Origin of the sequence: Pseudomonas qingdaonensis (genome assembly GCF_018398475.1) — a bacterium.
In the GTDB taxonomy this organism is placed as follows: Bacteria; Pseudomonadota; Gammaproteobacteria; order Pseudomonadales; family Pseudomonadaceae; genus Aquipseudomonas; species Aquipseudomonas palmensis.
This window is the reverse complement of sequence record NZ_CP074676.1, coordinates 781,649-802,515: the sequence shown is the minus strand read 5'-3', so window position 1 is coordinate 802,515 and position 20,867 is coordinate 781,649. Positions and strand designations below refer to the sequence as shown.

The following is a 20,867-nucleotide window of genomic DNA, read 5'->3' as shown; positions in this document are numbered from 1 at the left end:
ATCCGCAGTCATACGTCGTAGCTGTACTCGACCTTGAGCTTGTCGTCGCTGTAAGCCTGCAAGCGGTCGAACAGGTCCCAGGTGAACCGGGCCTGCACACCGTTGTGCAACCGGTGGCTCAGGTTGCCCCGCTCGTCATAGGTGTAATGCGTGCCCGCATACTCGCGCAGCAGGTTGTCCATCAAACGGTTGCGCTTTGACGTGCGCTCCAACGGCCGCGTCAGTTCGTAGTGCTTGTCGTCCAGCAGGTTGCCGGCAGGGTCGAAGGCGAAGGTCTCCACCCCCAGGCGGCTGGTGGCCTGCAACAGGCGGCCAATCGGGTCGTACTGGTAGGCCAGATGACCACGCCGGGTGTCAGGGGTGTCGGTCAGTTGCCCGATGACCTATTAGCAGCTACTCAGCCACCATCCAGAAGCCCCCAGTGGGTCTACTTCCCTCCACTGATAACGCGCCGAGAACGGCCTAAAATTTTTCAAGATGAGCAAGTAGCTTCTGAGGATTGAACGCCAGATGCCCACGACAGTGACAATAAATCGACACATCCCCGATACCCCGTAGCATCTGATATCCTCCAAGACCACTAGCTCGCTTAGAGTGCCAGATACTTAACCGCCACCTGCATCACCACTCACGTACCAATTACTTCCCTTTAATCAACATCGGAAAGAGCAGCTTAATACCTTTAAAAAATACCTCGACTTCAAACTCAAACTACCGGAATCGAGTGCCCCAAATTCCTCACCACCAAACACTCAACGAAAGCATTATCACTCAAATCTGCTGCACTCAAATCATTTATCAACTCTTCACACCAACTTACTTCAGCCGCAATAAACATACCAACATCTTCTCCCAACACATCAATTGCGTCAAAAATTTTTTCAACCGCAAAACGTGCCATCTCTCTATTTTTTTCCACTAAGTATGAAATACAGTAGGACGTACTGATTATTGCACACTGGGCTTGATCGGCCAGTTCATCATCATAATCTTCTGTATCCGGGATAGCGGAATACACCCTATTATAAATTAACTCCAACCGACTCTTCCCCCCACCTTCAAGAAGTTCAAATAACTCCCTCAGCGCATCCGAATTAGCATTAACACCATCCAAGTATTTTTTGCAAAACTTATCATATATACCCTCCATCCTTTGAGCGCCTAACAAACAGAACAAAGCAATTTTCTCATCTGGCAACCCAAACAACAAATCATAGCTAAATTTCATTACAGCCTCCGCTTACTTTTCTTTCCAGTAAAAGGTGTATCAGTAGTCACTTTTCCATCTCGCATCATGGTTTCACAGTCCAAGCATACTCCCCTGTTGGCATCCACATGAGTAGCTCCAGCATTGATAAGGGTTTCCTCAGCATGTCCAACTCCATTTACAACAGCCAAACCTTTTTCCTCAGCAAATTCCCGTTGAACTCTTGGGACTTTCTTATCGCTTGACGCTATCCCCATACTGCCGTCAGGCATCACCCCGACAGCAGTGGACTTAAATCTTTGCGCTGTAGGATCCAGCACCGCGTGTGCGTCATCTGCGAGTTGTCGGGTGGGGCATCCGACACTGGATATTTTTTTACCTGCACATAAACCTAACGGATCAGTCCAATTTATTGGATTTCCAGCATACCTATAGAGATTGAAGCCACCCAAGTAGCCAATCGGATCCTGCCCAACAAACCGCCCAACCGCCGGATCATAGTACCGATACCGGTTGTAATGCAGTCCAGTCTCATGGTCGTGATACTGGCCCTGGAAGCGGATCGGGTTGTTCAACCCCACCTGTTTCGCCCAGGCCGAACGCTCTTGTTTCACCTCGCCCCACGCCTTGTACTGCGCCGACCACGCCACGTCGCCGTTGTGGTCGGTCAGCTCCATCGGCGTACCCAGGTGGTCACACTGGTACCAGGCAATCGCATCAAAGGGTTGTGGCGAGGCCGCTTGCTGCCAGAGCGGGTCCTGGTCGATGTCGTAGGGGCGGTTGCTCCAGTCCGGCTCCTTGTACAACCGTATCGGGGCCTTGCGCAGAGCCTGCGCCACCGGCACAAAGCTGCCGGGTTCGTACAGGTAGTGCACCGTGCGCCCGGTGTCACCTTCATCCTGCGCAGGCGAGCTTTCCCAGGCGAGGGTGTCGCCGTCCCAGCCGAACAGGGTGAAGCCGCAGTTCAGCTCGCGCTGGCGCTTGGCTCGCTCAAGCTGGTTCCAGCCAGTACCGGCTTCAGGTTTGTTCCAGTAATGCGCCGTCGAGTGCTTGTGCAACCGACGCCCAAGGGCGTCATAGCTGTACTCGACCTTGAGCTTGTCGTCGCTGTAAGCCTGCAAACGGTCGAACAGGTCCCAGGTGAACCGGGCCTGCACACCGTTGTGCAACCGGTGGCTCAGGTTGCCCCGCTCGTCATAGGTGTAGTGCGTGCCCGCATATTCGCGCAGCAGGTTGTCCATCAAACGGTTGCGCTTTGGCGTGCGCTCCAGCGGCCGCGTCGGCTCGTGGTGCTTGTCATCCAGCAGGTTGCCGGCCGGGTCGAAGGCGAAGGTCTCCACGCCCAGGCGGCTGGTGGCCTGTAACAGGCGGCCAATCGGGTCGTACTGGTAGGCCAGATGACCACGCCGGGTGTCGTGGATGTCGGTCAGCTGGCCTACCGCGTCGTACTGATACTCACGCTTGAGCAGGGTCGATTTGCCGTCCTGGCTGCCCAGCAGCTGTTCCTGCAGGCGCCCCGCCGGGTCCCACGCCTGAGTCTGGCTCAACCTGTTGCCCTGATGCCGCACAACCTCGCGGTGCAGGTCATCGCGCTCGTAGGCCAGCAGCTCATGGTGATCGACCGTCATGCCCAACAGATGACCGCTACCGTAGGTCAGCCAGCTGACCTTGTGCCCGTCCGGACGAGTGGTGGAGGTACGCAGGTTGAGGGCGTCGTACTCGTGCTGCCACACCGCGACCATCGGGGTGCCGGTGGCCAGGTAGTGCTGGTGTTCACGAACGAGGTTGCCGGCCTCGTCATGGAACCACTGCAGTTTGCTCGCGGCGTTGATGGCCTGGATCAGCCTGCCGTTGCCGTCGTAGGCAAAGGTTTCTTCCTCGCGCTGGTCACCCTGGCTGGCCACGCGGGAAATGAGACGGCCGACGGGATCGAAGGTGACGTCGAGGCGGCGTTGCCCGACGTGGGTGGAGGTCAGGCGCCCAGTGTTCGTGTCGTACTGGTAGCGCGTGGTGAGGCCGTCGAAGCCGCTCTCTTCTAGCAGACGGCCGACCGGGTCGTAGCGGAAACTGGCGTGGCTTTCGTTTTCGTCTTCCAGGCCCGTGAGGCGGCCCAGTTTGTCCCAGCGATAACGCAGAGTGTTCTCGGCCGCATCCACACGCTCGGCCAGCAAGCCAGCGACGGTGTAGGTCCAGGTGGTGCAGCGGTCGAGGGCATCGACGTGGGCCAGCAGGCGACTCTCGGCATCGCGCTCGAAGCGCTCTTCGGTCTTGTCCGGGTGGATGACCAGGGCGAGCTGGCCGGCCTTGTATGTGTACTGGGTCTTGTTGCCGGCGGCATCGGTGAACTGCACCAACTGCCCGATATCGTCATAGGCCCATTTGCTGGTCTTGCCCGAGCAGTCGGTGTACTCGACCAGTTGCCCGGCGTCGTTGTACACCAGCGCCTTTTCGTTGCCGTTGGCGTCCTTGATCGCCTTGACCAGACCGGAGGGTGTGTAGGCGAACTCGGTCTTGTTGCCCAGCGGGTCGACGGTTTCGCTGAGGTTGCCCTTGAGGTCGTACTGGCGTTCCCAAACACCGGCCTCGGCGTCGCGGATCCTGATCGGGCGACGACGGTCATCGTAGGCAAAGTGAACCTGGCTGTGGTCGGCACGGATATGCCGCACCACGTTGCCTTGCTCGTCGTAGTCGTAACGGTCCTCGCTGCCATCGACGTGGACATGCCGAACGATGTGCTTGCGCTCGTCGCGAAAGATCCACTCCGAGCGCTCGTCGGGGTAACGCACACGGTACAGATGTCCAAGGATGTCGTAGTAGTACCAGGTCTCCTGGCCATGGGCGTCGGTGACGTAGGTGAGGCGAATGTTGCTGTCCCACTCCAGGCGCAACTCGTAGCTGCCGTCATCGGCCCATTCGCGGATGGCCTTGGCATCGAACGCACTGCCCTTCCACTCCAGGTTCATGCCCCGGCCGGTACGGTCGGTGTAACGGGTCACCAGGTGATTTTGATAGTGGTAGTGCCAGGTGCCTGCGTGTTCATCCTGTGCGGCGACCAGGTCGCCATGGGCATCGTAGTGATAGGCACACAGTTGGCGTAGCGGTTGGCCATCACGCATTTCCCACAGGCCGGTGATACGGCCATGGTCATCGATCAGGGTGCCAAGGTGACGCATCACATCACTCATGTCGCCTTGAAAGGTGATGATGTCGGACAGTACCGGCCGGCCCTCGTGTCGATGCTCGTAATGCAGCATGCAGCCGGCATCGTTCTGCAGCAGGATCTTCTGCAGGTAGTAGCGCTCGCCCACGCGCAGATAGTGTTCCTTGCGCACGAAGCCGCGGCAGATCACCAGTTCGTCTTCACGACTGCGAACCAGCAGCAGGTCTTCGATAGCGTTGTACTGCGCCTTCTCGACCTTGGGCAGGTCGAACGCATGGCTACGGCCATCGTAGTCGTGAAACAGCAGACCCGTGCCGACCACATCGATGCAGGTGGTGAACGGCGTGACCCAGCGAGCGCCCAGGTTACCTTGGTCGTACTCGGCCAGGCGCGAGTGGTAGATACGCTGCCACTCGATGGGAAATGCACCCGGCAGGCTGAAGTCGGTATGGATGATGAATTCCGAACCCAGGGCAAAGCTGATGTGGTTGCCTGAGTGCGCCTTGGGCGCTGGGCGCGGGATCGGGCAGGTATCTGGAAGCGGGCTGGTCGAAGCCACGGCCTCATGCTGCCTGGCCGTCGCCCCCAGCTCCCCCTTGGGTTTCTCCCGCTCCACCTGGGTCACGGTGCCTGGCTTGCTCACGCCCGACTGCCCGTTCTTGTTGCGCTTGCGAAAGCCCTTCACGGCGCCGTCCAGCACATTGAGCATCGAACCGATGCTCATCGCCAGCGACGGGTCCGCCAGCCTGTTCAACTGGCGCACCAACTCCGGCCCCAGCTTGCGCAACTGCCCGGTCTGGGCCAGTACCTGAGCCTTGATGTCATCCGACACCAACTTGCTCACGGCGCTGTTCACCACCCCCTTGCCCGCAGCCTTGCAGGCACTGTGCATCGCACCGAAGATATTCCTGATCGCCGCCCTGGGGCTGTGCGTGAGCTGGTCGCCAGCCGCAGACAACTGCTGGCTCATCGCCGTGCGGTCGCTCCTGGCATCGAGCTGGCCGGTGGCCACGGCGTCCAGGCCGTCGGCGATTTCGCCGAGCATCTGGGTGCCCTTCGCACCCGCCGCGTCAAGAATCTCGGCCAGCCTGGGCTTGGCCTGGGTGACGAAATCGTCGATGGTGCCGGCGATGGTGGCGTTCAAATGGCCAATCAGCACCTGGATCAGCGAGTCGCCCAGCAGCATCTTGGCGCTGTTGCGCAGCTCCTGGCGCACCAGGAACAACGTCGGGCGCAGGCTCATGCGCGCGGCCGCCATGGTCGGCGGTGCCGGCAGTACGCCGATCAGGTTGATGCCCAGGCTGACCCAGTCCAGCACCTCGCGCTGCTTGCTCTTGACCAGGGTGACCACGTCCCCCAGTGCATCCACCAGGGCCATGATGTTGCCCACCACCGGCAAGGCGCCGGCCACGGACTTGATGCGTTCCAGGGTGACGGTGCCACCACTGATCGATTGCAGCCAGGCGTCGAATTCGGCGGCGCCGCGGCCCACGTCCTTGGCGTCGATGGTGTTGAGCGGGGCGACCGCGACCTGGGGTTCGCGGGGTTTGGCGGACTCGCTCATGCCAGCACCTCGCGGCTGGCCAGAGCCTTGGCCGGGCTGCTCGGCAAGGTCGGCTGGGCCAGACCGGGCAAGGTGTTGAGCGCCCTTGCCGCTTCCAGCGACGCCGCTGCGCCGGGCACCACGCTACTGGCCAGGCCGGCCATCGCGGCAGGCTCGCCCTTGAGTGCAGCGCCCACCTGCTGTGCCTGCTGCAAGGCCGCCTGGCCACTTCTGGCCAGTTGCAACCCGCTGCCCGCAAGCGCCTTGCCATCGTCCATCACTGCAGAGCCACCGGGGCCCATGAGGCCCTGGGCCATTGTCTTTCCTTGTGCCATAACGTCCTGTACCAGTCCTTTGCCCTTGTCCATGCCTTGCTGCACCAGTGCCTTGCCTTTCTCCAGGCCATCCCTGGCCGCGCCCAGCACCTCGCCGACCACTGATTGCTGGCCGGGTGCGATATCGTCGAGTGAGGGGCTGAGCGGCCACGTGCTGGCGCCAAAGTGGCTGGCCTCGGCCCAGGTGTCAGCCGGGTCCAGGCCGAAGTCGGCCCACAGCGGGCCGAGGGCGGCACCGCTGGCGAGGTTGAAGCCGTCGGCGTCGAGCGTGCCCTTGATCGATTTGCCCAGTGCGTCGGTCACGTTGTAGTCGCCGGTTTTCACGCCTTTGCTGTTGGCGTACTGGTACAGCAACTCCAGATCGCCCTTGCCCGGTTTCGGCGGCTCGGGGAAGGTCCCGGCCAGGCTCTTGGGCCCCACATGGGCGAAGTTCGCCGCGTGCGCGGTATAGGGCCCGGTAGTTACGTGAGTGATGCCGCCGGCGTTGAAAGTGGTGGCGCTGCCGCCGCCTTGGAGTACCAGTTCGGTCTTGGCGGTGAGGGTGATGCGGTCGGCATTGGCAGTGATGTCGAGCTTGGCCAGCAGGTTGATGCTGTTCTTCAGGGCCCGGAAGTCGATATCTCCTGATACGGCGATCAGCCGCCAGCCCATGTTCTGCACAAACAGCCGCATGCCCTGGCTGGCACTGGCCAGCAGCCGCTTGCCGATCGACAGGCTCGTATGCCCGGTGCTGCTCAACGCCAGGTGTTCACCGGTCGCGACATGCGTCGAGCGCGGGGTGGTCAGGGCGATGCCCGCCGGGCTGGCCAGCACCAGGTGCGGTTCGCTGAACTCGGGAAATTCGTTGGCGCTCTGGTTGGTCGGGCCGCTGCCGACGATGCCCTGGTGCTGGGCATGCAGGGCCTTGGCCACCTCGTCCTGATCGCCCGACTCCTGCGCCTGCACCTCGCGTGCCTGCTGGCCGAAGCCGTCCTGCTGCTCGCTGGCGGTGGCCAGGCGTTCGGCGGTCTCGGGCAGGTCCTTGTGGTGCTTGGCTTCGTGATGGCGCGGCTCGGTGGTCAGCAGCAAACCCGCCGCCGCACGGATCGCCCCATGCCGGTCGGTACGCAGCTCGAAACCCTCGCCCCGCGGCTGGCCGCCCGAGGGGCGCGGATGGGTCAGGTAGCCCAGGTTGATCGCGCTGGCGCCGTGGTCGCTGCGCAGGGCGATGCTGATCTCGCTGGTGGTGTCGTCGATGCGCAGCTCGTTGCTGCGGCTGCCCTTGTATTCCTTGCTCTTGACCGTGGCCAGGGTCTTGAAATCGGGCAGCCGGTACGGCGGCAGGTTGGCGCCGTGGTACAGGCAACCGGTGATCAGCGGCTGGTCGGGGTCGCCTTCCAGAAAGGTGATCAGCACCTCCATGCCCACACGCGGCAGCGAGATGGCGCCAAAGCTGCTCTGGCTGGCCCAGTTGGAGGCCACGCGCATCCAGCAGGTGGTCTTGTCGTCCGATTGGCCTTCGCGGTCCCAGAAGAACTGCACCTTGACCCGGCCGTACTCGTCGCAATAGATCTCCTCGCCTTCGGGGCCGGTCACTACCGCACGTTGCGCACCCAGCACTTTGGGCTTGGGATGCCTCAGCGGCGGACGGTACGGCACGTCCCACGGCGTGGCGCAGAAGCGGTTGCGATAGCCCTGGTGAAAGTCGTCCTTGAGGTCGGTGACGTCGCTGCTGATCACCTCCTCGAGCACCTGCGGCTGCTTGCCTTCATGCAGCACTTCGGTGAGCAACCACAGGTCGTTCCACGCCGGGTTGGCGTGTTCGGTCAGGCTCAGAAAATGCCCGCTGACCAGGCTCGGCTGGTCGCTGCGGCCCTCGGCCAGGCGGTAGTCGCTGCGGTGGCGCTCCAGCGCGCGGGTGGCCAGGTGCTTGCCGCGCGCGCGGTCGCTGAAGCGCGCCGGGTAGTCGTAGTCTTCCAGGTCCGGCGCGGCACCGCTGTCGGCGTCGCTTTCAAGCTGGATGCGCGGTTTGGTGAAGTCGTAGTCGCGCCGCGTGGTGCGGCTGGTGCGCGTGGCCAGGCGCAGGCCGAAGCGCTTGATCACCGGCACGTCGGCCACCAGCCCGGTGTCCTGCTGGTAGGCCACCGGGGCCAGCGTGGGGAATACGGTCTGGTCGTCGCCGAACACCAGCGCATGGCCCTGCGGGCTGTGCTGGAAGTGGTAGTGGATACCCTCCTCCTCGCACAGGCGCTGGATGAAGTGCAGGTCGGACTCGTCGTACTGCACGCAGTACACCCGCTCGGGGTACACCGCGCCGAGCACGAAGCGGTGGTCGCTGGCGAGGATGCCGTGCTCCTCGAGCACCTGGGCGATGATCTGCGGCACCGTCTTGTGCTGGAAGATGCGCTGGTTGATGCGGTGCGCCAGGTACGCCAGCTGCGGGCGCAGCACCAGCCGGTAGCGCGACAGGCGCCGCCCGGCTTCGCCCTGCGCGGCGCTGTAGATCAGCCCGTGAATGCCGCTGCCGCTGGGCGACAGCTGCAGGAAGGCGAGCGTGTGCAGGAGGGATTCGAGGTTCAGCGACGCCCGTTCACTGACCAGCTCCAGTTCGAATTCGAACGGCTGGCTGAGCGCTTCGCGCCCGCTGAACGACAGCACCTGAAAGTCGCTGTCGACCCCGTCCAGGGTCAGGGTGAAATGGGGCTGGTTGGCCGCTGAGAACATCCGATGTTCCTCCCGCTGCAAAAACTGGGGTGACAGGCTGCCCCGGCCGGCCATGCTGGCTGGCCGGGGCAGTGAACTAACGCAGGCTTAGCCGGCGACCGGGGTACGCCAGTCGTCCGAGCCGGAGGTACCGGACACTTCGTGGGTCCAGGTGATCTTGCGGTAGGTGAAGTGCACGTCTTCGAGGTGGGTGAAGTGCGCGTTGGCCGGGTCCTGGCAGTTGTGCATGTAGTCCTTGATGTCGACGATGATCGCGTCTTCGAGCTTGGTGGTGAAATAGTGCTCCTGGGTGCCGGCCGCCGAGGTGCGGTACCAGTGGATGACGATTTCGGTCAGGCGCTCGCCGGAGGTCAGCGCGGCCAGCAGCAGGGGCGACGCCTTGTCGAAGACCTTGGTGATGACCACCGGCTTGTGCACGCGCTGGCCGGTCGGCTGACCGGACTGCGGGTCGCGCGGGATGATCACTTCGTGGTTGAAGCCCTGGACCATGACCTGGTCTTCGTGGCCTTCCTGGTAGGTGTTGCCGACCGAATCGGCGGTGAAGGCACCGGCGGTGATCAGGCCTTGTTTGGTGCCGGTGACGGACATGTAGGCAGGTGTTGCCATGGGGGTTTGCTCCTTGCAGAAAGTGAAGCCGGACAGGCGAAAAATGCCGTGCGACTGCAAGGAGACACTTCAAGACCCGTGCCAACTGAAATTTAGTTGTTATTAATCAGTGGCTTGTGTTTTTGCTGTACGTTTTTTGAGCACTTTTACGCGAGAAAACCCGAAAAAGTGCGCAACTTCTTGCGCAGTACTGTGCAAGAAGTTGCGCACTCGTCTGTAGGCCTTTATCCCAAAGGCCTAGGGAAATGTATGCACAGGGTTATCCACATTTGAGTGCGCAAGAAGTTGCGCAGTTGGTAAAAACGGCAGGGTAGATTTTCAGCGCTTGAAAAGCGAAAAAACACGCCCCCAATAGCCCCCTTTCGACGCCATCGCCTCCTGCAGTTGCCGCGCACTGACCGTGCGCTGGGCAGGGTCGAACGCCAGCGCATTTTTCAGCGCAGGCCAGCAGTGCGTGGGCAGGTTCGACGGGCGCGTCAGCGTGCGATCGAGCTGCTCGGCGCGGGCCTGAGTTGAAGGCAGGCGCCGATAGGGATGCTTGCCGCTGGCCAGCTCGTAGATCAGGCAGGCCACCGCATACATATCCGCCGCTGCACCCAGCGTGCCGTGTTCAAGTAGTTCCGGTGCTGCGTAGCCGGGCGTCCAGGCGTTGAAGCGCTCGCGGCTGAGGTGGGCCAGCCCCGAAAGCACACCGGCATCGGCCTGGCCAAGACCAAAATCGAACAGGCGCACGCCATCTTCGCCGAGCATCACGTTGCTCGGCTTGAGGTCACCGTGAAACACGCCCCGGGCATGGCAGCAGGCCAGGGCTTCCAGCAGCGGCAACACGATGGCGTTCAACGCCTGCCCGTGCAGGCCCAGCGGTTGCTCGCACAGCAGTTTGTCCAGTGCCGGCCCGCGCAGCAGCTCCAGGGTGATGAAGGCGCGCTGGCTCGGCGGGTCGATCTCGAAGCTGTACAGGTTGACCACCTGCGGGTGCGCCACGTGCCGGGTCAGGGCAAACTCGCTGAACAGGAGCGCGTTGGCATCCGGCGAGGCGGCCAGCGCCTCGCTCACGAGCTTGATCGCCACACAGGGCTGCGGGTCACCGAACTGCTCGCGCAGCAGATCGCGGGCGCGATAGACCATGCCCATGCCGCCGGCACCGAGCAGGCGTTCGAGCCGATAGCGCCCGGCCAGCACCTGCGGCAGCGGCACCAGCGGCGGTGTCGGCGCCGGCTTTTTCTTGCCTGTGCGGCGCCCCTTGCGCTTGGCCGCAGCGGGCGCCGGGGCGGCCAACTGGCCGTTGACGAAGGCGAAATAGGTGAGGTTGGCGTCGCGGGATTCGGTGGCCAGCAAGGCACCGAGGTCGGGCTGGTGCCTGCTCATTGGCGAATCACCACTGCGGTCAGGTTGTCCCCCGCCGCGCCGCGCAATGCCCCTTCGAACAGCCGCTCCAGCGCGACCTGCGCCGACGCCAGGCTCAATGCCTTGCCCAGGGCATCGCTGCTCAGTTCCTGATACAGGCCGTCGCTGCACAGCAGGAACGCATCGCCCGGGTATACCTGCAGCTCCAGCACCTCCAGGGTCAGCTGCTCGCTGGCGCCAAGGGCGCGGGTCAGGGCGCGAGCGCCCGGTTGCGCCCGCGCCTGCTCCGCGCTCATCTGACGCTGGTCGATCAACTGCTGCTGCAACGAATGGTCGCGTGACAGCTGGTAAAGACGCTGCTGGCGCCACAGGTAGCAGCGGCTGTCGCCGGCCCAGATGCACGCCGCACGCTCGCCCTCGAGCAGCAGCGCCACCACCGTGCTGCCCATGATGCTGTCGTGATGTGCATCCGTGACGGTCAGTTCCTGGCCAAGGCGCCGGTTGATCCAATGCAGGCACCCGCGCACCCCTTCCAGGCGCTCGTCAAAACTGCCATGGGCCGGCAACTCGGCCAGGCTGGCGACGATCAGCTGGCTGGCCAGGTCGCCACCGCGGTAGCCGCCCATGCCATCGGCCACCACCCACAGGCCCTGCGCCGGGCACTCCAGAAAGGCGTCCTCGTTGCGCATGCGCACCTTGCCAGCATCCGTGCGCGCCGCGCTGCGCCAGCGTGCTCCAACCTGCATCTAGAGCGACCCCGGCAGACGAAAGCCGCGTAACACGCCAACGTCGAAAGGGTTGGGCGCACGCTGGCTGCTGAGCAGGTAGTTGGCCCGCAGCCCGCCCACTTCGGCCTTGAGCACCAGCACGTCGCGGCCCTTGAGGTACTCGGTCTGCATCAGGTCGAACAGGCGGAACAGCGACCACGGCCCGGTGTTCTTCTCGATGCCGATCGGGCGCTCGACCATGCGTTCGAGCACCAGGCTTGCGCGACCGTCCTGTGCATCGGTCGGCCAGTTGAAGGTCATGGGCACCACCGGGCCGTGGCGATAGTCCAGCTGCCGATCGCCAAAGCGGAACTCGGCGCGGCTCACCGCCGAGTCCAGGGTGTAGGGCTCGAGCCTGAACTGCACCTGCGGCTGCGCCGGGTTCTCGGCGAAGAAGCTCTGGCGAATCGTCTGGGTCCTGGCCATCTGGTCCAGGTAGACCCGCGAGATCGGCAGGCTCTGGCCGTCGATGCTGCGCAGGCGGTAACTGCCCGGATCGCCGCTGATGAACGGGCGCAGGTAGGTGTCGAAGAAGCGCTCGGCGATGCCCTGGGCCTTGAAGAACTCGCGAAAGTCGTTGATCGCCACGTCACTGGTGCTGTGGGCATCGAACGGGTAGCGCTGCTGGATCGACTCACCGTAGAAGCCGTACAGCTCGCTCTGGTAGCGCTCGTTGACGTACTGGTAGGCATCGTTGAGTACCAGCCGCCAGCTGTCTTCGGCCAGCAGGTTGAACCAGCCATTGAGCGGTCTCGGCAGACGCCCGGAGGCGTTGCGCAGGGCGCTGAGCGCATCGCGCTGGCCCCCCATGCGGGTCTTGGCAAGCTCGAAGGCCATCTGCTCCGGCTGGCTGGCGCGCGCGAGGCCAGCCATCTGCAGTTGCAGGTCGTTGAGCGCCTGCAGCGCCGGGGTGAGGTCGGCGGAGGGGCCATTGTTTTCGTCGAGCAGCCGATGCAGGGCTTCGAAACGCCGCTGCAGGGACTTCTTCGCGGTGTCGGGCAGCGGCTTGGCCGCCACGGCGGGCTTGCTCGCCAGGGCGCCCTGGACCTTGCCGGCCACGGCGACCGCCGTGTTGGCCTTCTTGCCCAGCTTGACCCCCTGGGCCGGGTCGCTGGCCGGTGCCTCGGCGGGCTCATCGGTGCTGCCCGGCACGGGCTCGAAACGGGTGTTGTCGCGCACCTGCACCAGCAGTTGAAGTACCGGCGAGTTGGCCGAGGTGAGCCCGGCGAGCTGATCGGCGCCCTCGCCGGCATCGCCGAACGGTTGCAGGCCGACCTGGCCGACAGCTTCGCTCCAGTGGTTGGCGTAGTCGCGAAAGTACAGCTGTTCCAATCCTACCAGCAGGCGGCGCATGTCCATGTCGCTGATGCCGCTGCCCTCACCCAGGACCCAGTTGTCACGCAGCAGTTCGCTGACCAGGGTCGAGCCCTGTACCGAGAAATACTGCTCGTAGCCCTGCTGGGTGTAAAACCCCGGAATCACGTAGTCGGTGCCGAAAAACAGCCCGCCCTGGGGGCCCAGGTGCTGGCTGAGGCGGTAGTCGGGCAGGCTGCTGGCCTGCTCGCGCAGTACCCGGTACACCACGTTGACCAGCGATTCGCTGCGCAGCACCTTGCGTGCCTGGGCCACCAGTTGCGGGTCCAGCGGGTAGCTGAATGGCAGTTGCAGCAGGCGTTCGAAATGCCCGTTGAGCCCGTTTTGCACCGCCGTGTTGCCCGCGTAGCGGCGCGACCAGTCAGCGGCTACCCACTCCTGCAGCCAGGCGGCTTCGCGGCGGTCGGGCATGCTCAGCATCAAGTAGGCACGCAGGCTGTTGAGCAGGCGCTCACGGTCGCGCAGGTTGCCACGAATCTGCCCTTCGAGCTGTTTGGCCACCCGTGGCAGCAGTTGGGTGTGCAGGTCCTGTTCGTAGGCACTGCGAAGCAACGGATTGCTCTGCTCGCCCTGGTACAGGCCCAGGCGCTCATGCAGTGACGCATCACCCGAAGGCGGGAATACCTGGGTCGCGGCATAGCTGCTGTCCAGCGGCTTGAGCGCGGCCATGGCATCGCTTTGCGGGGTCAGCGCTGCACGCTGCCCGGCCCACACCTGACCGAGCCCGCGCAGTTGCTCGAGGCGGTCGTGGTTGGCACTGAAACCGCCCGCCCACAGCAACCCGCAGCACACCAGTACGCCCAGCGCGCCGACATACAGTGCGCGCTGCCCCCAGTCGATGCGTCGCCGCTCGCGCTGGTCGAGGCCGGCCAGGTCGGCCTCGGGGAAGATGACCCGGCTGAGCAGGTGATGGATGAACCGCGAACGCCCGCTGCGCAAGGTGGGTAGCACCGTGCTGGGCAGGCCCAGGCTGGCCCCGATGCTGGCGGTGTCCGGGTCCAACTGCTGGACAAGGTGCGGCGCACTGGTGAGGTAGAACCCGCGAAGCTGGCTGGCGCGCTGGTAGCGATTGCCGGTGAAGGCGATGTCGACGAACAGGCACAGCTGCTCGCCGATCTGCGCCAGCTGGTGCGGGAAGTCGAGGATGCGCGCGCGCCGCTGTGTATCGCGCTCGTGGTGCATGCGCATGATCACCTGGCTGTTGAGGCGCCGCAGCAGCGCCTCGAAGGCCTGGCGCAGCACGGCCACATCGGTGCCGTTCTGCGCCTTGGTGAAGGTGCTGCCCAGTACCTGGTCGCTTTCTTCACGGCTGAGCTGGTCGAAGAAATCGTCGAAGCCCTGCAACTGGTCGGCCTTGCTCAGCACCAGGTACACCGGCACCTGGACATGCAGGGTCTGCTGGATTTCCTGCAGTCGCGCATGGACCTGGCGCGCCAGGTTTTCCAGGCCCTTCTCGTCGCCACTGCGCAGCAGCTCGACCGGCACGCTGACCAGCACGCCGTTGAGCGGCCGGCTGCGGCTGCGTCGACGCAGCAGGTTGAGCAGGGTACGCCAGGCACTGGCGTCGACCTCGGCGGTTTCCTGGGTCAGGTAGCGTCCGGCGGTGTCGATCAACACCGCGTGGTCGGCAAAATACCAGTCGCAATGGCGCGTACCGCGGGTGTCGCGGGTGAGTTGGCGGTCCAGTTTGTTGAGCGGAAACTCCAGGCCGGAAAAGTCCAGCAGGCTGGTCTTGCCACTGCCCTGGGGGCCGATCAGCAAGTACCAGGGCAGGTCGTTGCGCCAGCGCTCGCTGCGCCCGCCATACAGGCTCGAGCCCTTGAGCGTACGCAACGCCTCGCTGAAGCGGCTGCGCAGTTCCTTGTGGTCCTCGTCGATGCGCGCTTCACGGCGCAGGCGTTCCTGGCCGTCCTCGCTCTCTTCGACAGCCTTTTTCTGCACCCCGGCGCGCCAGCTGGCGAACACCATGCCCAGCCCCCAGCACAGGAACAGCGCACTGATGGTCAGCAGGCGCGAGGTAGCCGAGGCCCAGAAGCGGTGGTCGTCGACTGCCAGCAGCGGCCCCACGAACCACACCAGCAGTACCAGCGACAACACCAGCAACAGCGTCCATACCCACGTCTTGCGCAAAAAATCGCCGACTTTCTTGAAGAAGTTTTTCATCACACGTCCCTGTTCTACTGCTGCGCCTGGACCGTTTCCGGGTCAAGCTGCTGAAAAGGTTGCAGCACGGCCTCGCGCTGCTCGCCCAACACCCAGGCGAACCCCGAATACATCACCACCAGGCAGATCAGCGCGAACAGCGTGACCATCCACCAGGGCACCACCCGCACCAGGCTGCGACGCTGGTCGTTGAGCCCTTCCCACTGCGGCGAAAGTTCGCGCGGGGCATCCCCGCGCAGTTGCCGCACCTGGCGGAACAAGGCGTCGCGAATCCCTTCGAGTTCGAGCATGCCGCGTACCATCACGCGGTACTTGCCCTCGAACCCCAGCGACAGGCACAGGTACATGAGCTCCAGCATCGGCAGGTGCTTGACCGGGTTCTTCGACAGACGATCGAGCAGCTGGAAGAACTTCTCGCCACCGAAGGTCTCGTTGTGAAAGGTGCTGAGCAGGCTCATCTGCGCCCACTCGCTCTCGTTGCCCCAGGAGGTGGTGACCACGGCCTCGTCAAGCACCGAGCACAGCACGTAGCGCGCGGTCATCACCTGGCTGGGCTCGGCGCCGTTGTGCAGCGCATGGGCCTCGAACAGCTTGATGCCATGGGTGAGGGTCTGGTTGAGGGCGTCGAGGTCTTCGCGGCTGTCGCTGTGCTTGAGCCGCACCACGTGCGAGAGCAGGTCCGAGGCGGCTGCCACCAGGGTGTTGAGGCTGATGTTGATGGCCTCGGCCGGGCCCAGGCGGGCCGAGTAGATCATCCGGTCTTCCAGTTGCTCCAGGCGCGGCGTGGCCAACCCATCGGTCAGCGGAACCTGCCTGGGCGCCTGGCCCTGGCGGTCCACCAGCACGGTCTTGTCGTCCTGACGGTGTTCGATGTCCTTGTGCATGCGGTCAGTTCCTGATGGCCCAGAATTTCAGTTCGAGCTCGGCGAACTCGCCCGAGACGTGGAAGGCAAAACCACCGGAGCGCTCCAGCAGGGCCTGGTCTTCGGCGTTGAATTCGAGCAGGAAGTAGGTCTTGTTGGAATGGAACGGGATCTGCCGCGGCGCCACCGGCAACGGCACCACCTTGATGCCAGGCAGGTGCAGGTTGACCAGTTGCCGGATACGTTCCACCGGGCCGACCTTGAGGTGCGAGGGCAGGCGCGTGCGCAGGGTCTCGCTGTCGCAGTTGGCGCTGGCGGCCAGTACGAACGAGGCCGAGGCGAGCAGCGTCTGGTCGTGCACGGCGGCCACCAGGATGCCGTACTGGCGGGTTTGCAGGTCCAGTTCGATGGCGTGCTGTTCCAGCACCATCGACAGCACCTCGCGTATGCCGTCCATCAGCCGGCGAAAGCTCGCGCCCTGATCGCTGTGCTGATAACGGCTGTCGGTACGCGGGCGCTTGGTGTCGCTGGCAAAGGTCGCCAGGTCCCCCAGCATGGTCAGCAGGGTGCGGTACAGCTCCTCGGGGTGCAGCTGGTCCAGGCCCAGGTAGTGACGCAGCAGCAGTTCGGTGCGATTGATCAGTTGCAGCATCATGAAGTCGCCCACCTCCGCGCCGCCGACCTTGCCGTTGGAACGGATGCGCTCGGCAATGGTGTCGCCACGGTGGCCGAGCATGCTGATCACCTCCTTGAGGCACGACAGCAGGTAGCTTGACGCGTGGGTGTGAATGAAGGTCGGCACGAACTCGGGGTCCAGGCTGATCACGCCGTCCGGGGTGGTGTCGAGCACGGCGCACAGCTTGAGCTTGACGTAGGCCTGATCGCCCTGCTGCTCGCCCAGCAGCAGGCGAAAGTCCGGCCGTGCACAGCTGATGTCGCTGTTGATGTCGTCACCGGCGTTGGAGTCGCTGACCGGGGTCTCGTAGGCGATGTAGCGCGCCAGCACATCGGACTGCTCCAGTCGCCGGGTCTCGATGTGGTTGCCGGTCACCAGCGGCAGTGCCAGGAACACCGGCGTGTTGCCGGTGTTGGGCGGTATGTCCAGGGCCAGCGGCTCGATGTTGCTGCTGAGCTCGAACAGGCTGCCGTCGGGCAGCACACCGCTGGCCTGGCTGACCACCAGCTTGCCCATGCTCAGGAACTGCTGGTCGATCTCCAGGCTGAGAAAACCCCAGTTGTAGCTGCCCAGCAGCTGGGTGCGGGTTTTCATCTGGTAATCGTAGTAGCGATCGTTGTGCTGGAAGTGCTGCGGACGCAGCAGCATGCCTTCCTGCCAAATGACTTTGTGCACATGCATGATCAGTTTTCCGTCCGGGCCAGTGTGGCGTTGCTGTTGCGAATGCCGGCCTGGTCCAGCGTCAGGCTGGCGCTGTTGAGTGCCTGCGGGGTGATCTGGACCACGTAGCGCCACTGGGTCTGCTCCAGGTCGCGGTAGGCCGCCAGCACGCCGACGTAGCGGCTGCCAGGTTCCACGCTCAGGCGCAGCGTCACGTGCTCACCGGGGCGCAGCTCCAGCTCTTCGCTGACCACCAGGTCTGGCGCCAGGGATTCCTTGGCCCGCTCGTACAGGCTGAAGAAGTCGGCATGCTCGAAGGCCACCGGGTGCTTGAGTTCGAACAGGCGCACCACGATCGGCGAGGGCCGGCCATTGAGGTCCGGGTTGAGCTGGTCACCGGCGTCGAGGGTCAGTTGCAGCTTGGTCAGTTCCGAGTACGGCGACAGCGCGGAGCAACCGGCCAGCAATAGCGCCAGCGCCATCAGGCCGGTGGAGAGAAAGGTCTTGCAGCGCAGCATGGGGATCATCCTTGAGCGTCGGTGTGAAGGGTACCGATCAGGCGAACCTGTTCGGCGTAGGCCTGGGCGAAGTCGCGCGCCAGCAGGCGCTCGCTCCATTCATCGTCCTGGCCAAGGGCCTGGTGGTAGCGCACGTAGGCGCGCCACTGGCTGCCGGCAGTCCGCAGCAGCGGTGCCCGGCCGCGCTCGAACTGCAGGCCCAGCTGGCGTGGCGAAAAGTGCTCAAGCACACCCTGCAGCGCAGCGCGACAGGCCGTCAGCATCGCCACCTGATGCGCCTGCAGGTCGCGGTAGGCCTGGGTCAGTGCCTGGCTCGCAGGGAGCTGGCCGGGCGCGGCCGGGTGCAGCAACAGGCCCAGCGCCTGGCCGGCATCGGCGCTCGACTTCAACGGGTTGTGGCTGGCGCGGTGGGAGGTGGTCAGGGCCAGGCGCAACTCGTTCTTCAGTTCGCTGCGGGTGCGCAGGCTTTGCTGCACGCCGCCGATGCTCTGCTTGAGCAGGCCGGCCGCCTTGATCGCCAGGGCTTCACGGGCGCCAGGGTCGAGCCCGCCCAGATCGACCCCGAGGGCGGTGCCAAAGGCTGCCCAGAACCGTTCGTTACATGCAGGTGCCGGCGCCGCCTGTGGTTCATCGTCGGGTTCGGGCTGCGCCACCAGGTTGGGTACCAGCAGGCTTTCCATGTCTATGCGCGCGTAGTCGGGGCGCTGGCGGGCCACCGGTGCAACCGTGTCGAGTGCACTCAGTGCGTCGAGGGGCGAAGGCTCGACGTCCTGCTGGTCGAGGGCATGGAACGGGTCCAGCTCAAGAAAGGCGTCGTCAGGGATGATGCTGCCCGCGGCGCTGGGCAGGCCGACCTCGACATCGGCTGCGGTGCGGGTGGCCAGGCGCGCGCGCACCTCGAAGCCGCCCAGCAGGTACACGCTGTCCTGCTCGATTCGCTGCGCCTGCCCCTTGCGCAGCTGCGCACCGCTGCGTCCGTCGCGGGTGCCGTTGCTGCTGATGTCGGTGAGGAAGAACACGCCCTCCTGACAGGTGACCAGCGCATGTCGCTTGGAGACATGCCGCTGCGGGTCGCTGATGACCCAGTCGCACGCCTCGTCGCGCCCGATCACGCCGCCTGCACGGGTGAAGGTCTTGCTGCGTCCCTGCGTTTCAAGAACCAGTTCCATGTTGATGCTCCTTGCACTCACTTGCCGCGGTTGGCTGCCTGCGGATCGCCCAGCGGGCGATAGGTGTCGTCGTTGAATTTGTAATTGCCGCTACAGCCGCCCAGGCCGCTGAGCACGATCAGCGCCAGCAGCAAGGCGGGCCATTGACGAACAGACATTTGCAGATCTCCATCGGTGGGCATTGCACGGGGCGCCGCCCGCCGGGGGCAGCGCACGGTTGTAAGGGAAAATGCAGCATTGCTCGCCATGGCCGCTCAACCTTCGAACTCGCCAAGGTTGATGTTCAGCCGCCCCAGGCGGTACAGCAGGGTGCGCCGCGGCAGGCCCAGCTCGCGTGCGGCCAGGGTCTGGTTGCCGGCGTTCTTGCGCAGGCAGTCGAGCAGCCAGTGGCGCTCCACGTTTTCAAGGCGATCACGCAGGTTCAGCCCGCTGTCCCCCGACGGTACTTCGCTGGCCGGGGCAACATGCTCAGGCAGCAGGCACTCGCCGTCGCACAGCAACACCGCGCGCTCCACCAGGCCCTTGAGTTCACGCACGTTGCCCGGCCAGGCGAGCCCGTCGAGGTAGGCCAGTGCCGCCGGCGACCACTGCAGGGGCTTGCGCCCCAGAAACTCGCAGGCCTTGGCAGAGAAATGCCGGGCCAGCACTGGCACATCGCCGCCGCGCTGACGCAGGGCCGGCAACTCGATGGGGAACTGCGCCAGCCGGTAGTACAGGTCTTCGCGAAAGCGCCCTTCGCTGACCAGCACCGCCAGGTCGCGGTGGGTGGCGGCGATGATGCGCACATCGATGGTGTGGGTGTCGTTGGAACCCAGCGGGCGGATCTCGCCCTCCTGCAGCACGCGCAGCAGCTTGGCCTGCAGCGACAGCGGCATGTCGCCGATCTCGTCGAGCAGCAGGGTGCCGCCGTGGGCGGCATCGAACAGGCCAGGGCGGTCGCGCAGTGCGCCGGTGAAGGCGCCCCGGCGATACCCGAACAGTTCGCTCTCCAGCAGGTTCTCCGGCAGGGCCGCACAGTTCTGCACCACGAACGGCCGGGTACCGCGCGGGCCGTAGTCGTGAATCGCCCGGGCCACGACCTCCTTGCCGGTGCCGGTCTCGCCCAGCAGCAGGACGGTGTAGGGGCTGTGCAGCACCTTGCTGATCAGCTGGTAGGCCTGGCGCATCGCGGCGCTGTTGCCGATCAGCCCGTAGTCGGTGGCGCCTGCGCGCGTGGCGGGCAGCGGCGCCGGCGCCACCTCGGGCTGGTGCAGGCGTTGCAGCAACTCCATTTGCACCAGCACGAACGCCCCCAGCTGTCCCAGCGACTGGGCAAAGCCGCCCAGGTCGACGCTGGTGCGGCTGGCACACAGCAGCAGCCCGGCGATGGCCTGGTGCGGGTTGAGCAGCGGTACGCACAGCAGCGACTGCCAGGGGCTGTGCAGCACCGGCAGGAAACTGGTGTCGAGCAGGCTGGCGGGCAGGTCGGCAAGGCTTACCGAACGGTTCTGGCACAGCGCGAACTGCAGCAGTTGCTCGCCGTTGTAATCCACCGGCACGCTGGCGGCAGCACGCGGCTGCAAGGCCCCGCCCAGCCATTCGGCGGCAAGGCTCAGCGAAGTGTGGGTGGCATCGAGCAGGTACAGCTGACTGAGTTCGCAACCGCTGAGCTCGGCCACCGCCTGCACGAAGCGCTCCTGCAGCGCGGGTTCCCGGCCCGTACGCGACAGGCTGGCGAAGTGCGTCAACAGGGCTTCGGCATAACGCAAGGGCTGCGGCACGTGGGTGAACATCACC

Annotated in this window: 13 protein-coding genes and 1 pseudogene; all 14 read right to left on the bottom strand. The window is 64.4% G+C overall.

Translation table 11 applies throughout. From position 1 onward, the window contains the following. Nucleotides 1–14 precede the first annotated feature (14 nt). A pseudogene (locus tag KH389_RS03610) lies at nucleotides 15–377 on the bottom strand (hypothetical protein); the annotation flags it as partial. A 329-nt stretch (nucleotides 378–706) separates the two neighbouring features. Further along, complete coding sequence (locus KH389_RS03605; RefSeq protein ID WP_088515253.1) at nucleotides 707–1,228, bottom strand: hypothetical protein; 522 nt, start codon at nucleotides 1,226–1,228, stop codon at nucleotides 707–709. Next, nucleotides 1,228–5,931, bottom strand: coding sequence for an RHS repeat-associated core domain-containing protein (locus KH389_RS03600; protein ID WP_244988677.1), 4,704 nt, complete (start codon nucleotides 5,929–5,931; stop codon nucleotides 1,228–1,230). The genes KH389_RS03605 and KH389_RS03600 overlap by 1 nt, the downstream gene beginning before the upstream one ends. Continuing rightward, nucleotides 5,928–8,948, bottom strand: coding sequence for a type VI secretion system Vgr family protein (locus KH389_RS03595; RefSeq protein ID WP_213606895.1), 3,021 nt, complete (start codon nucleotides 8,946–8,948; stop codon nucleotides 5,928–5,930). The genes KH389_RS03600 and KH389_RS03595 overlap by 4 nt, the downstream gene beginning before the upstream one ends. Nucleotides 8,949–9,035: 87 nt before the next feature. Next, nucleotides 9,036–9,554, bottom strand: a complete 519-nt coding sequence (locus KH389_RS03590; protein WP_043859617.1) for an Hcp family type VI secretion system effector — start codon at nucleotides 9,552–9,554, stop codon at nucleotides 9,036–9,038. 318 nt (nucleotides 9,555–9,872) lie between these two features. Continuing rightward, nucleotides 9,873–10,922, bottom strand: coding sequence for a serine/threonine-protein kinase (locus KH389_RS03585; protein WP_213606894.1), 1,050 nt, complete (start codon nucleotides 10,920–10,922; stop codon nucleotides 9,873–9,875). Continuing rightward, a complete protein-coding gene (locus KH389_RS03580) occupies nucleotides 10,919–11,647 on the bottom strand; it encodes a PP2C family protein-serine/threonine phosphatase (RefSeq protein WP_054916580.1) in 729 nt (242 codons plus the stop codon). Before KH389_RS03580 ends, KH389_RS03585 begins: the two co-directional genes overlap by 4 nt. Beyond that, nucleotides 11,648–15,205, bottom strand: a complete 3,558-nt coding sequence (gene tssM / locus KH389_RS03575) for a type VI secretion system membrane subunit TssM (RefSeq protein WP_213606892.1) — start codon at nucleotides 15,203–15,205, stop codon at nucleotides 11,648–11,650. Nucleotides 15,206–15,219: 14 nt separating this feature from the next. Then, on the bottom strand, nucleotides 15,220–16,089 hold the full coding sequence (gene icmH, locus KH389_RS03570) for a type IVB secretion system protein IcmH/DotU (protein WP_058540725.1): 870 nt from the start codon (nucleotides 16,087–16,089) through the stop codon (nucleotides 15,220–15,222). 4 nt (nucleotides 16,090–16,093) lie between these two features. Beyond that, nucleotides 16,094–17,425 (bottom strand): type VI secretion system baseplate subunit TssK, encoded by a 1,332-nt coding sequence (tssK, locus tag KH389_RS03565; RefSeq protein WP_213606890.1) that lies wholly within the window; start codon nucleotides 17,423–17,425, stop codon nucleotides 16,094–16,096. Nucleotides 17,426–17,427: 2 nt separating this feature from the next. Next, nucleotides 17,428–17,922 carry a type VI secretion system lipoprotein TssJ gene (tssJ, locus tag KH389_RS03560; protein WP_043860551.1) on the bottom strand — a complete coding sequence of 165 codons (495 nt, stop codon included), beginning with the start codon at nucleotides 17,920–17,922 and terminating at the stop codon, nucleotides 17,428–17,430. 5 nt (nucleotides 17,923–17,927) lie between these two features. Then, nucleotides 17,928–19,091: a type VI secretion system-associated FHA domain protein TagH gene (gene tagH / locus KH389_RS03555; protein WP_213606888.1), complete on the bottom strand. Its 1,164-nt coding sequence runs from the start codon at nucleotides 19,089–19,091 to the stop codon at nucleotides 17,928–17,930. 17 nt (nucleotides 19,092–19,108) lie between these two features. Continuing rightward, nucleotides 19,109–19,249 carry a hypothetical protein gene (locus tag KH389_RS03550; RefSeq protein ID WP_043860553.1) on the bottom strand — a complete coding sequence of 47 codons (141 nt, stop codon included), beginning with the start codon at nucleotides 19,247–19,249 and terminating at the stop codon, nucleotides 19,109–19,111. Between the two features lie 96 nt (nucleotides 19,250–19,345). Further along, complete coding sequence (locus KH389_RS03545; protein ID WP_213606887.1) at nucleotides 19,346–20,863, bottom strand: sigma 54-interacting transcriptional regulator; 1,518 nt, start codon at nucleotides 20,861–20,863, stop codon at nucleotides 19,346–19,348. Nucleotides 20,864–20,867: the final 4 nt, after the last annotated feature.